The 12,956-nt window shown below is 68.3% G+C and carries 10 protein-coding genes; 2 read left to right on the top strand and 8 right to left on the bottom strand.

Annotated elements, in window-relative coordinates; genetic code table 11:
- Positions 1–16: 16 nt before the first annotated feature.
- The 5 genes from AC1DGC_RS18420 to AC1DGC_RS18400 all read right to left on the bottom strand — a co-directional run bounded on the left by AC1DGC_RS18420 (position 17) and on the right by AC1DGC_RS18400 (position 6,527).
- Positions 17–1,126 carry an NADH:flavin oxidoreductase/NADH oxidase gene (locus AC1DGC_RS18420; RefSeq protein ID WP_259206772.1) on the bottom strand — a complete coding sequence of 370 codons (1,110 nt, stop codon included), beginning with the start codon at positions 1,124–1,126 and terminating at the stop codon, positions 17–19.
- A 121-nt stretch (positions 1,127–1,247) separates the two neighbouring features.
- Positions 1,248–2,069 carry an NAD-dependent protein deacetylase gene (locus tag AC1DGC_RS18415; RefSeq protein WP_478048537.1) on the bottom strand — a complete coding sequence of 274 codons (822 nt, stop codon included), beginning with the start codon at positions 2,067–2,069 and terminating at the stop codon, positions 1,248–1,250.
- A gap of 40 nt (positions 2,070–2,109) precedes the next feature.
- Entirely contained in the window at positions 2,110–2,523 is a 414-nt protein-coding gene (locus AC1DGC_RS18410) for an acyl-CoA thioesterase (RefSeq protein WP_449335962.1), read from the bottom strand.
- Between the two features lie 373 nt (positions 2,524–2,896).
- The gene (locus tag AC1DGC_RS18405) at positions 2,897–3,916 is read right to left on the bottom strand and encodes a ribonucleotide-diphosphate reductase subunit beta (RefSeq protein WP_088434780.1); all 1,020 of its coding nucleotides are present in this window, start codon (positions 3,914–3,916) and stop codon (positions 2,897–2,899) included.
- Positions 3,917–4,142: 226 nt separating this feature from the next.
- Entirely contained in the window at positions 4,143–6,527 is a 2,385-nt protein-coding gene (locus tag AC1DGC_RS18400; protein WP_259206779.1) for a ribonucleoside-diphosphate reductase subunit alpha, read from the bottom strand.
- Between the two features lie 564 nt (positions 6,528–7,091).
- On the opposite strand from AC1DGC_RS18400, the gene AC1DGC_RS18395 reads away from it, so the two are divergent.
- The gene (locus tag AC1DGC_RS18395) at positions 7,092–7,913 is read left to right on the top strand and encodes a DUF2884 family protein (RefSeq protein WP_478048536.1); all 822 of its coding nucleotides are present in this window, start codon (positions 7,092–7,094) and stop codon (positions 7,911–7,913) included.
- A 55-nt stretch (positions 7,914–7,968) separates the two neighbouring features.
- On the opposite strand, the gene zapE is transcribed toward AC1DGC_RS18395, so the two are convergent.
- Positions 7,969–9,069, bottom strand: coding sequence for a cell division protein ZapE (zapE, locus tag AC1DGC_RS18390; RefSeq protein ID WP_259206781.1), 1,101 nt, complete (start codon positions 9,067–9,069; stop codon positions 7,969–7,971).
- A complete protein-coding gene (locus AC1DGC_RS18385) occupies positions 9,066–9,740 on the bottom strand; it encodes an alpha/beta hydrolase (RefSeq protein ID WP_259206782.1) in 675 nt (224 codons plus the stop codon). The genes zapE and AC1DGC_RS18385 overlap by 4 nt, the downstream gene beginning before the upstream one ends.
- 54 nt (positions 9,741–9,794) lie before the next feature.
- Between AC1DGC_RS18385 and AC1DGC_RS18380 the strand changes: the two genes are divergently transcribed.
- A complete protein-coding gene (locus AC1DGC_RS18380) occupies positions 9,795–10,664 on the top strand; it encodes an EamA family transporter (RefSeq protein WP_478048535.1) in 870 nt (289 codons plus the stop codon).
- A 199-nt stretch (positions 10,665–10,863) separates the two neighbouring features.
- On the opposite strand, the gene AC1DGC_RS18375 is transcribed toward AC1DGC_RS18380, so the two are convergent.
- Positions 10,864–12,324 carry an ExeM/NucH family extracellular endonuclease gene (locus tag AC1DGC_RS18375; RefSeq protein ID WP_478048534.1) on the bottom strand — a complete coding sequence of 487 codons (1,461 nt, stop codon included), beginning with the start codon at positions 12,322–12,324 and terminating at the stop codon, positions 10,864–10,866.
- Between the last annotated feature and the right edge of the window lie 632 nt (positions 12,325–12,956).

Here is a 12,956-nt window from a genome sequence, read left to right as displayed (position 1 = left end):
TCGCCTGCAGGCCCGGTCAGCGTGGCGGGGCGATGAACACGCCGCGCGCCTCACGTGGTTCGCAGCGCAGGTATTGCGGCGCCGGTTCCAGCGAATCGCCAAGTGCGGCGGCGGCATGCCACGGCCAGCGCGGGTCGTAGAGGATGCCGCGGGCCAGTGCGATGGCATCGGCATGGCCGTGGCGCAGGATCGATTCGGCCTGCGCCGGGTCGGTGATCAGGCCGACCGCGATGACCGGCATGCGCAGCTTCTGCGCCTTGATCGCCTGCGCGAACGGCACCTGGTAACCCGGCGACAGCGGGATCTGCTGGCGCGGATCGTTGCCGCCGCTGGACACATGCAGGAACTGGCAGCCACGGCCGTCCAGCACATGCGCCAGGGTGGTGGTCTGCTCGATGTCCCAGCCGCCGGCCACCCAGTCGCTGGCCGAGATGCGCACGCCGACGGCGATGCGATCGGAGACCGCCTCGCGCACCGCGTCGAACACGCGCACCAGCAGGCGCATGCGGTTCTGCAGCGAGCCGCCGTATTCGTCGTCGCGCTGGTTGCTCAGCGGCGACAGGAACTGGTGCAGCAGGTAGCCGTGCGCGGCGTGCAGCTCGATCAGGTCCAGGCCGATGCGCTCGGCGCGCTGGGCCGCGGCGACGAAGGCCTCCACCACCGCATCGATGCCGGCCAGGTCCAGCGCCTGCGGGGCCGGGTCGGTCGGGCTGAAGGGAATGGCCGAGGGCGCATGGGTGGTCCAGGCGCGCGGGTCGGTCGCGGGCAATGCACCGCCGCCGTCCCACGGCCGGGCCGAGGAGGCCTTGCGGCCGGCATGGGCCAGCTGCACGCCGATCGGCATCGGCGACCAGCGCTTGACCGCCTCGATCACGTGCTTGAGCGCGGCTTCGGTGGCATCGTCCCACAGGCCCAGGTCGGCCCAGCTGATGCGGCCTTCGGGCAGCACGGCGGTGGCTTCGAGGATCAGCAGGCCGGCGCCGGACTGGGACAGCTGGCCCAGGTGGATCTGGTGCCAGTCGTTGGCCAGGCCGTCGGTGGAGGAGTACTGGCACATCGGTGCGATGACGATGCGGTTGGCCAGCGACAGCGGGCCAAAGGACACGGGGGAGAAAAGCTGGCTCAAGTGGGGGACTCTGGCGAATGCGGAAAACCGGACGCTATTGCACTCCTGCCGTGCCGATCAGGCAACCGTGCCGGTGGATCACAGTTTCGCGGCGGTACACGCCCGGCCCGTTGCGCGCGCCTCATGCGTTGGCAGCGCTGGGCAGCAGGAAGGCCAGGGCCGACGCGCAGGATTGCTCGACCTTGAGGCTGAGCAGGTCATCGGCGCGGGTCCGGCCGAGGTTGAGCGCGGCTACCGGCAGCCCGGCACTGGCGGCGGCCTGGACGAAGCGGAAGCCGGAATAGACCATCAGCGAGGATCCGACCACCAGCACGGCATCGGCCTGCGCCAGATGGGCCTGGACGGTGACGACCCGGTCGCGGGGGACATTTTCGCCGAAGAAGACGACATCCGGCTTGAGGATGCCGCCACACTGCGGGCATGCCGGCACCTGGAAGCGGCTGAAATCCACCTCGTCCAGGTCGGCATCGCCGTCCGGGGCCTGGGCCGCGTCGAGCTCGTCCCAGCCGGGGTTGCAGGCCAGCAGCAGGTGCTGGACATCTTCGCGCGCGATGCGCGCCTCGCAGCCCATGCAGCGCACCTGGTCCAGGCGGCCGTGCAGGTCGATGACCGCACGGCTGCCGGCCCGCTGGTGCAGGCGGTCCACGTTCTGGGTGAGCAGCACCTCGAGCTGGCCGCGCGCTTCCAGTGCGGCCAAGGCGGCGTGGGTGCCGTTGGGCCTGGCCTGGCCGACGCGCGGCCAGCCGAGCAGGCTGCGCGCCCAGTAGCGCTGGCGCGTGGCCAGCTCGCCCATGAAGGCCTGGTAGGTCACCGGCGGGGTGCGCTTCCACTGGCCGTCGGCATCCCGGTAATCGGGGATGCCCGAATCGGTGCTGCAGCCGGCGCCGGTGAGGACGAACAGGCGCTGGGCACGGTCGATGAAGTCGGCGAGTGGGCTGGACATGGGGCTGAGGTGGGGGCGCGCGGCGGCGAACCCAATCGGCTTACGGGCCGGGGATGGCGTCGGGCAGCGGCGGCACGGCGATGGGGTGGCCGTCGGGGTCCAGGGCGATCATGACGAAATGGCCACGGGTGCAGAGCTTGCGCTCGCCGGTGTGCAGGTCTTCGGCGATCAGTTCCACTTCCACCTTCATCGAGCTGCGGCCGACCTCGACGATGCGGCCGATGGTCTCGACCATCTGGCCGATGCGGATGGGCAGCTTGAAGTCGACCTGGTCCGAGCGCGCGGTGACCACGGTGCGCCGCGAGTAGCGGGCGGCGGCGAGGAAGGCGGCCTTGTCCATCCACGCCAGGGCCTGGCCACCGAACAGGGTGCCGAGGTGGTTGGTGTGGTTGGGGAAGACGATCTCGGCCATGCTGATTTCAGTGGGCGGGACGGTGTCGGGGGTCGGGGACATGGCGGTGGCCGATGTGGGGGAGTCGGCGCGGATGATACGGCAGGGGGTGGATGTGTCGCGTGGATGGCATTTTGTCTGCTGTCGCGTGGCGAAGGTTGGGCCCCCATTGCAGGACACGCCGCACGTACGTCCCTGTCGGCCCGCATGCGCCATCCACGGCGCATGACGGTCCTGCAATGGGAGAGCCCAACCTTCTCCGGACAGTTTGCGTACGCGCGGATGGGAGAGCAGGTTGGCGGGTGGGACGCAAAGGGGGGGAAGAGCAGCCGAGCGTGGCTCGGCGCTACCGGGGTTTGCGTCCGGGTACCGCCGCTCTGAAACGAAAAACCCCGGCACTGGGCCGGGGTTTTCGTCGACGCGTATGGCGCTGGACTCAGAACGACATGTCGAACGAGACTTCGCCCTTCACGCCGACCTGGTAGGCCGAGGAGCGACGCTCGAAGAAGTTGGTCAGCTCCTGCACGTCCTGCAGTTCCATGAAGCTCAACGGGTTGCGCACGTTGTACTTCTTTTCCATGCCGAGGCGGTGGAAATGGTTGTCGGCGCAGTGCTGCAGGTACTGGCGCATGTCGCGGGTGGAAATGCCGGCCACGCCGCCGGACAGCACGTCCTCGGCGAACTGCACTTCGCATTCGATCGCCTCGGCCAGCATGTCATACACCTGCTGCTTCATCGCATCGTCGAACAGGTCCGGCTCTTCCTCGCGGATCACGTCCACGCACTCGAAGGCGAACTCCATGTGCGCGCTCTCGTCGCGGAACACCCAGTTGGTGCCCGAGGCCAGCCCGTTGAGCAGGCCACGCGAACGGAAGTAGTACACGTAGGCGAAGGCGGCGAAGAAGAACAGGCCTTCGATGCACGCGGCGAAGCAGATCTGGTTGAGCAGGAACTGGCGGCGCTCGTCGCGCGTTTCGATGCGCTTGAGATTCTGGATCGAGTCGATCCACTTGAAGCAGAAGTCGGCCTTCTTCTTGATCGAGTCGATGTTCTCCACCGCGTCGAACGCCTTGGCGCGCTCGTCCGGATCGGGCAGGTAGTTGTCGAGCAGGGTCAGGTAGAACTGCACGTGCAGCGCTTCTTCGTACAGCTGGCGCGACAGGTACATGCGCGCTTCCGGCGCGTTCAAGTGCTGGTACAGGTTCAGCACCAGGTTGTTGGACACGATCGAATCGCCGGTGGCGAAGAACGCGACCAGGCGGTGGATCAGGTGACGCTCGCCCGGCGACATCTTGCCGTGCAGATCGCTGATGTCGATCTGGAAGTTGATCTCTTCCACGGTCCAGGTGTTCTTGATCGCGTTGCGATACATGTCATAGAACTGCGGGTAGCGCATCGGGCGCAACGTCAGTTCGAAACCTGGATCGAGCAACATCTGGGTGGGCTTGTCGGCCATGGGAATTCCTTGGTTCAGTGGCGGCGCCCCGATCGGGGACGCGTCGAAAGACCCGCGCGGGTGCGCGGCGGGCTTCCGGCACCGTGGGCCCTGCAAGCGCCCTGCGGTGACAGCGGTGTCTGGGGTGAAGCGGCCGGGCATGGCCCGGCGGTGTCAATTCTCTTGTACCCACCAACGGTGGGTACCTACCCGTTGGAATGCCGGCCGGTTGGGCCGGCACGCCTTCTTACTGGCACGCCTCGCAGCTTTCCGGGTTTTCCAGCGAGCAGGCGACGGCTTCCACCGGGGTGTAGCTGCTGACGGTCGTCTTGGCGATCTTGGTCGCCGGGCGCGAACGCAGGTAGTAGGTGGTCTTGATGCCCTGCTTCCAGGCGTACATGTACATGGAGGACATCGCGCCGATGTTCGGGCTTTCCATGAACAGGTTGAGCGAGGCGGACTGGTCGATGAACGCGCCGCGGTCGGCGGCCATGTCGATCAGCGAACGCATCGGCAGTTCCCAGGCGGTGCGGTAGACCTGGCGCAGGGTTTCCGGGATCTGGGCGATGCCCTGGATGGAACCTTCGGCCAGCTTGATCGCATCGCGCATTTCCGGCGTCCAGTGGCCGAGCTTCTTCAGCTCGTTCACCAGGTAACGGTTGACCTGCAGGAAGTCGCCGGACAGGGTCTCGCGCTTGAACAGGTTGGACACCTGCGGCTCGACGCACTCGTAGCAACCGGCGATCGAGGCGATCGTCGCGGTCGGAGCGATGGCGATCAGCAGCGAGTTGCGCAGGCCATGTTCCTTGATGCGCTCACGCAGGGCATCCCAACGCGCGGTGTCTTCGGGCACCACGTTCCAGGCGTCGAACTGCAGCTCGCCGCTGGCCGCACGGGTGTCGGCGAAGGACGGGTGCTTGCCGCGTTCCTGGGCCAGCTCGACCGAGGTTTCCAGCGCGTGGAAGTAGATCGCTTCGGCGATCTTCTTCGACAGCGCGCGGGCTTCTGCACTGTCGAAGGCCAGGCGCTTGCGGAAGAACACGTCCTGCAGGCCCATGCAGCCCAGGCCGACCGGACGCCAGCGCAGGTTGCCACGGCGCGCGGTTTCGATCGGGTAGAAGTTCAGGTCGATCACGCGGTCGAGCTGGCGCACGGCCAGGCGCACGGTGTCGGCCAGCTTGTCGAAATCGAACTCGCCGTGGGCATCGAAATGGTTGCCCAGGTTGATCGAGCCCAGGTTGCACACCGCGGTCTCTTCGGCCGAGGTGATTTCCAGGATTTCGGTGCACAGGTTGGACAGGTGGATCACGTTGCCCGGACGCAGGGTCTGGTTGCTGGCGCGGTTGCACTTGTCCTTGAAGGTCATCCAGCCGTTGCCGGTCTCGGCCAGCGTGCGCATCATCCGCGAGTACAGCTTGCGCGCGGAGATGGTGCGCTGGGCCTTGCCCTGGGCTTCGGCCTGCAGGTAGGCCTGCTCGAAGGCTTCGCCGAACAGGTCGGTGAACTCGGGCACCACGCGCGGATCGAACAGCGACCATTCCTGGTCCGACTCGACGCGCTGCATGAACAGGTCCGGGATCCAGTTGGCCAGGTTCAGGTTGTGCGCACGGCGCGACTCGTCGCCGGTGTTGTCACGCAGTTCGAGGAAGTCCTCGATGTCGGCGTGCCAGGTTTCCAGGTACACGCAGGCCGCGCCCTTGCGCTTGCCCCCCTGGTTGACCGCGGCCACGGACGAATCCATGGTCTTCAGCCACGGCACGATGCCGTTGGAATGGCCGTTGGTCGACTTGATCAGCGAGCCGCGCGAACGCACGCGGGTGTAGCTGACGCCGATGCCGCCGCTGAACTTGGAGAGCTGGGCGATATCGCCGTACTTGGCGTAGATCGACTCCAGCGAGTCCTGCGGGGAGTCCAGCAGGAAGCACGAGGACAGCTGCTCGTGGGTGGTGCCGGAGTTGAACAGGGTCGGGCTGGACGGCAGGTAGTCCAGGCTGCCCATGCGCTTGTACAGGGCCAGGGTTTCCGGCACGTCTTCGCTCAGCGCGCTGGCGATGCGCAGGAAGAACTGCTGCGGGGTCTCGATCACCTTGCGGGTGTGCGGATGGCGCAGCAGGTAGCGGTCGTACAGGGTACGCAGGCCGAAGTAATCGAAGTTCAGGTCCAGCCCGATGTCGATCGCGTCGTTGAGCTTGCGTGCATTGGTCTGCACGAAGTTCAGCAGGCGGTCGTTGATCAGGCCCACTTCATGGCCACGGCCGACCGACTGCGAGAAGGCGTAGATTTCCTGGCCGGACACTTCCTTGGCGATGAAGTTGGCCAGCAGGCGCGCGGCCAGGCGGCCGTACTCGGGTTCTTCACCGATCAGCAGGGCGGCGGTGCGGATGGACAGCTCGTCCAGCTCCTGGGTGGTGGCGCCGTTGTACAGGCCGGAGATGGTGCGGGTGGCCACGCGCATCGGATCGACGGCGTGCAGGCCTTCAGCCGAACGCTGCACCGCGCGCACGATCTTGTTCAGGTCCACCAGTTCGGTAGTGCCGTTGCGCTTGGTGACGCTCATGGCGTTGGCCGTGGGCGGCGAGGTCAGAAGGAACTCGCTTTCCTGCTCGGTGGCTGCGCTGGTTTCGGTGCTCACGGCGTTTTCCTCTTGGCGTGATTTGGGGTCGTACAGCGTCACCTGGCTTGCAGGCGCCGGACCGATGCACGGGATTCCCAGAGTGGCCCTGTGGTGTCGCATGGGCCGCGACTGCGCAGGCAGGCCTGCGTGGCGGTTTCCGTGCGTTACAGGTCCTCTCCCCCGGGAGTGGTGCGACCGGCACCGCACGCTGTACTTTCGTGCGGTTGTCAGTAGGTCTTCAGGCCATCGGCGTGAAGGCGATACGCCCGGCGACTTGTGGTCGCTGGTACCGACGGCCACAAGATAGTGGGGGTACCAGGTGCCGTCAACGCCAAATGTAGTGAAATTGGCCAATCCCTTGGGGCGCAAGGACCGGGCCGGAAAGGCGTCCGACGAACGGTCCGGCCCCGTCGAAAGCGAGTGCGCAGTCAAGGGCAAATGGCCGGATTGTCCTGCTCGAAAACAGAACGACGCCACTCACACAGCCCTAACGAATGGCCGCCGGTCAGGGTGACTTCCGACCCGCGCCGGGGGACCCACGGGGTGCCACGCTCCGGTTGCCTCCTTTGAATGAACGCGACCATGCGCCTGCCCCTGACCGGATGTCTGCTGTTGGGCCTGGCCGCGGCCAGCACCGCCGCTGCGGGCGAGAGCAAGGCGCCGCAGCTCTCCTCCCGCCAGTGCGGGGTGAGCACGCCGTACAACGTGCTGGTGGACAGCGGCGGGATCTGGCTGCGCAACCGCGACCAGGTGCCGGCGGAGATCTTCTTCCACGATGGCGAGCTGAACATCGACCGCCAGCCCATCCCCGTCAGCGGCGCGGATGCCCAGCGCCTGCGCCAGCTCGAGTGGGGCACGCGCCAGTTGGTGCCCGCGGTGGCCGGGGTCGCCGGCGAGGCCACGGACATCGCCTTCGATGCGCTGGGCGCCACGGTGGAGATCATGACCGGCAGCGGCGGCACGCAGCGACGGGTGGAGCGACTGCGGCGCGATGCACACGCCTACGTGGCTCGCACCCTGGGACGCGGGATCTGGGAGCAGGCGGTGTTTGAGGCGGGCTTCGACCGGCATGTGCAGGACGCGGCCGAGCGCTTGTCCGGCGCGCTCGCCCGCGGCGTGCTGTGGACGATGCTGACCGGCGGCTCGGACCGGATCGAGGCCCGCGCCGAGAAGATGGAGGCCGATCTGGAGCGCCGCATGGACGCGCGAGGGCAGGCCTTGGAGGCGCAGGCCCAGTCGCTGTGCACCCAGGTGCTGGCGCTGGATGCGATCCAGCAGTCGTTGGAGGTGCGCTACCAGGGCAAGCCGCTGGCGATGATGGTGATCGACCGCGACGAGGCCGCCGCGGCGCCGATCGCGCACGAACAGCCGCGCGCGGATGCGCTGGTGCTGCCCCCGTCGTAGGAACGCGTCTACGCATGGCGTGGATCGACAGCGCACGGCCTGTCCGGGCGTGGATCTACGCCCGGTGCGGCGTGCCCAGGTACTCGGCGCTCTGCATCTCGATCAGGCGCGAGGCGGTGCGTTCGAACGCCCCCTGCAGGCGCGTGCCCGAGTACAGCGTCACCGGCGCATCGGTGGCGGTGCAGACCAGGTTGACGTGGCGGTCGTAGAGCTCGTCGATCAGGTTGACGAAGCGGCGCGCGGCATCTTCGTTGAGCCTGTCGAAGTGCGGGATATCGCCGAGCAGCACGGTGTTGAACTCGTGCGCGATCTCGATGTAGTCCGACGGGCCGCGCGGGCCCTCGCACAGCGCCTTGAAGTCGAACCAGGCGATGCTCTTGCCGCGCGCCCGCACCGGAATCTTGCGGCCCTCGATCTCGATGTTGCCCGCCTTGGCCGGCTGGCCACCGCTCAACTCGGCCCAGCGCGTGCCCAGCCAGGCATCGCTGCCCGCATCGCGTGGGGCCTGGTAGACCGGCGAGCGGGTCAGCGCGCGCATCCGGTAGTCCTCGGTGCCTTCGGCGTACAGCTCCACGCAGTAGGTCTGCAGCAGGCCGATGGCCGGCAGGAAGCTGTCGCGCTGCAGGCCGTTGAGGTACAGGTTCTCCACGGCGGTATTGGAGGTGGTCACCAGGGTGACGCCCTCGGCGAACAGCCGCTCGAGCAGGCGCGCCAGCAACATGGCATCGCCGATGTCGGTGACGAAGAACTCGTCCAGCACCAGCACGCGCAGTTTGCTGCGCCACTCCTGGGCGATCTTCGCCAGCGGGTCGCTCTGGCCCTGGTGCTCGCGCAGGCGCTCGTGGATGCCGCGCATGAACCGGTGGAAATGGGTGCGGTACTTCTGCTCGATCGGCAGGCCGTCGAAGAACAGGTCGACCAGGAAGGTCTTGCCGCGCCCCACCCCACCCCAGAAATACAGGCCCTTGACCGGATCGGGCTTCTTCCAGAATGCCGACAGGCGGTCCAGCCAGCCCTCCTGGGCACTGTCGACCAGCGCCAGGTGGATCCGGTCCAGCTCGGCCAGGGCGGCGTGCTGGGCCGGGTCGTTCTGCCATTCGCCCCGGGCCACGCCATCGGCGTAGCGCTGCGACGGGGTCATCACCGAATCGCTCATGCCGTGCCGGTGTCCGCGCCGGGCAGCCAGTGCTTGACGCCGTGGGTGAGCGCGCCGCGCAGGTCGATCAGCTTGCGGTGGAAGAAATGGCTGGTGTCGGGCATGCGCACCAGCGCGTGCGGCGCGTCCAGGCCGTCGAGCCAGTGGTAGACCGCCTGCGGGTCGACGATTTCGTCTTCTTCGCCCTGGACGACCAGCCACTGGGCCGGCGGCTGGATGCCGTCGAAGTCCCAGCGCCCGGCCGGCGGGGCGATCGAGATCTGCGCATCCGGCTGCAGGGCGGCGGCCGCCTTGAGCGAGACGAAGGCACCGAAGCTGAAACCGGCCAGCCACAGCTGCTGGCCCGGGCGCTGGGCACGGACCCAGGCCACCACGGCGGCCAGGTCGTGCTGTTCGCCATTGCCGTGGTCGAAGCTGCCGGCCGAGGTGCCCACGCTGCGGAAGTTGAAGCGCACCGTGGTGATGCCCAGCGCGCGCAGGCTGGTGGCGACCATGGTCACCACCTTGTTGTGCATGGTGCCGCCCTCGGTGGACAGGGGGTGGCAGATCACCGCGACGATGGGCTGGACCGGCGCGTCGCCCGTGGGCTGGTCGACCGCCACGTCCAGCGGCCCGACCGGGCCGTCCAGCGTCAGCGCAGCGCTTTCTTGGGGAAAGGGAGGATTGTGCATGGCGTCATAATACCGCTCCCTGCGGGCTGCACCGCCGCGCTTGCCTGGTCCGTCATGCTCTATCTGGTTTTCAGCGTGTGCTGCAGTGTGCTGGTGTCGGTGCTGCTGAAGCTGGCACCGCGCCAGCGCCTGGACATGGCCCAGGTGGTGACCTGGAACTATCTGCTGGCCAGCGTGCTCAGCCTGGTGCTGCTGCGCCCGTCGCTGGCCTCGCTGCACGCCCCGCATGCGCCATGGCTGGCCCTGCTGGGCCTGGCGGTGACACTGCCGGCGATCTTCCTGGTGATGGCGCGGGCGGTGACCCGTGCCGGCATCGTGCGCAGCGACGTGGCCCAGCGCCTGTCGCTGCTGCTCTCGCTGCTGGCCGCGTTCCTGGTGTTCGGCGAAACCGCCAACGGCTGGAAGCTGGCCGGGCTGGGCCTGGGCCTGCTGGCGATCGTGGGCATCACCGTACGCCCACGCGGCGCGGCGGCGGCGCCCGATGGGCAGCGCGCGTGGCCCTGGCTGCTGGGCGTGTGGGTGGGCTATGCGGCGGTGGACATCATGCTCAAGCAGGTGGCGCTGTCGGGCACGCCGTCGATGGCGGCGCTGACGGCGAGCTTCGCGCTGGCATTCGTGCTGATGCTGGGCGTGCAGCTATGGCGGCACGCCAGCGGCACCGCGCGCCTGCACTGGCGCAACCTCGGTGCCGGCGCGCTGCTGGGCCTGCTCAACTTCGGCAACATCCTCTTCTACGTGCGGGCGCACCAGCACCTGCCGGAGAGCCCGGCGGTGGTGTTTGCCGGCATGAACATCGGCGTGGTGGTGCTCGGCGCGCTGGTGGGCGTGTTCGCCTTCGGCGAGCGCACCAGCGTGTGGAACCGGGTGGGCCTGGGGCTGGCGGTGGTGGCGATCGGGTTGATTGCGTGGGGGACGGCGGGCTGAGCGGTTGCGATGCCGCGCCTTCTTCTCCAGCAGGGCAGGATCAGGGCGGCTCCTGCACTGGCCGGCCTGATCCTGCCTTCGGCGGACTGCGATTGCGGCGGGGGTAGAGCAGCCACGCATGGCGTGGCTCTGCGATGGTCTCGCGCCCAGGCATGCCGTACCGCACAGGCCATTCAACGCCGCAGCCCTTGCCAGCCTGTCAGCGGTCGAACCCCAGCAGCAGCGGGTCGTGGTCGGAACTGCGCCACGGGCCCGGTTCATTGCGGTCGCGGTAGCCCAGGTCGTCGGCTTCGTCGGCATTGGTGTGCCACTCGGCAGCACCACGCAGGCGCGCGGCCATGCCCGGGCTGAGCAGGGCGTGGTCGAGGCGGCCGCTCATGCCGTTGTAGACATAGCTGAAGGGGCGCTCGACCTTGGCCACGGCGAAGGCATCGCGCCAGCCGGCGTCGTGCAGGGTGCGGATCGGGTCTTCCATCGCATAGGCGTTGAAGTCGCCCAGCAGCACCGCGTCGCTGCTGCCGATGCCGGTCGGGTCGGTGCGCAGCCACTGGTCCAGCAGCCTGGCCGATTCGACGCGGGTAGCGTTCCAGCAGGCCTGGTCGTCCTTCTGGTCGGCGTCGGCGCCGGTGGCCTCTGAACATCCCTTGGACTTGAAGTGGTTGGCCACGACCACGAACGGCGCGCCCTTGCCGGCGCGGAAGGCCTGGGCCAGGGGGACGCGGCTGTGCGGGCCGAAGGGGCCCTGCTCGAGGGTGGCCGGTGCGCCGACCGGGGTGACCCGCGAGGCGCGGTAGAGGATGCCCACCCGGATCGGGTTCTCGCCCGGGCCCTTGCCGGCATCGATGAAGCGCCAGTCGGCGCCGGCCCCGCGGGCGGCGTTGAGCGCGTCGACCAGCTGGGCGATCGCCGACTGCGGGCCGTAGCCGTCGTTCTCCAGTTCCATCAGCGCGGCCACGTCGGCGCCCAGGGCGTTGATGGTGGTCACCAGCTTGGCCTTCTGCGCCTGGTGTTCGGCCAGGGTGCGGGCGCCGCGCAGGGTCGGGAAGCCGCCGCCCTGGCCGTCGCCGTTGAAGAAGTTTTCCAGGTTGAAGGCCGCCACGTGCAGCTTGCCGGGCACGACCGGTACGGCCGGGCGGTCCAGCGTGGGCAGCACCAAGGGCCGGGTCACCTGCAGGCGCGGGGTGCCCTTGGCATCCACCCGCACGATGCCCTCGACATTGCGCAGGACCATGCCGGTGCGCAGGGTGGCGCCGGCGGGCAGGTAGGCCACCGGGCCGGGGTCGCGCGCGTCGCTGCCGTCATCGAGCAGCAGGCGGCGATGTGCGTTGTCGGCGGCGATCTGCGAATGCCCGGCGCTGCGCGGGGCGGCCACTTCGCTGGGCTGCCAGAGGCGGCCGTCGAAGGCCACGGTGAGTTCGCCGAAGCGGTCCAGCCCATCGGTGCCGGCCAGGGTCAGCGGCGCGGCGATGCGCACGTGCTGACCGTCCAGGGTGCGCCAGTCGGCGGGCGGCGCGGCCAGGGTGATGCTGGCCGTGCCGGCGGTGGTCGCCGGGGGAGCGGTGCGCGGCTGCGGCTGCGGCTGCGCAGGCGCAGGCGCCTGGGCGTGGACCGCGCCGGACAGCGCCAGCGCGAGGGCGAACACGAGGGGGATACGACGCATGGATGGGACGACTCCGGGAAAGTACGGCAAGCCTGCAGGCGAAAGATGACCGGCGATGGCGCGGCCAGCGACCGCTGCAGATGGTAGCAATGCCAAGGCAACGGCCGGTAGGCACGGAGATCCACGCCACGCGCGGACACGCCCCAGCAATGACCCGCGACGTAAAAAACCCCGTAGATCCACGCCATGCGTGGATACCGCGCAGCGCGGCAACGCCAGCCGACGCCCGGCGACCGCGGCGCCACCGAACCGCCCGGCGTTCAACCCAGGCCGAAGAAGACCGTCCGGGTTCATGGCGTCGGAACGGAGAGCATCCACGCATGGCGTGGATCTACGATTGATCCACGTCAATACGGCCCCCCCAATGACCCACGACGTAAAAACCCCGTAGATCCACGCCATGCGTGGATACCGCGCGCAGCGCGGCAAYGCCCGCCGACGCCTGGGCGACCACGGCGCAACCACACCGTCCGACGTTCACCCCMGGCCGAAGAAGACCGTCCGGGTTCATGGCGTCGGAAGGAAGAGCATCCACGCATGGCGTGGATCTACGATTGGATGCGTCTGCATACCGCCCGAACAATGACCCGCGACGTAAAAAACCCCGTAGATCCACGCCATGCGTGGATACC

The sequence above is a fragment of the Stenotrophomonas sp. 05N37 genome (assembly GCF_056397365.1).
This window is presented reverse-complemented; position numbering and strand designations above follow the sequence as displayed.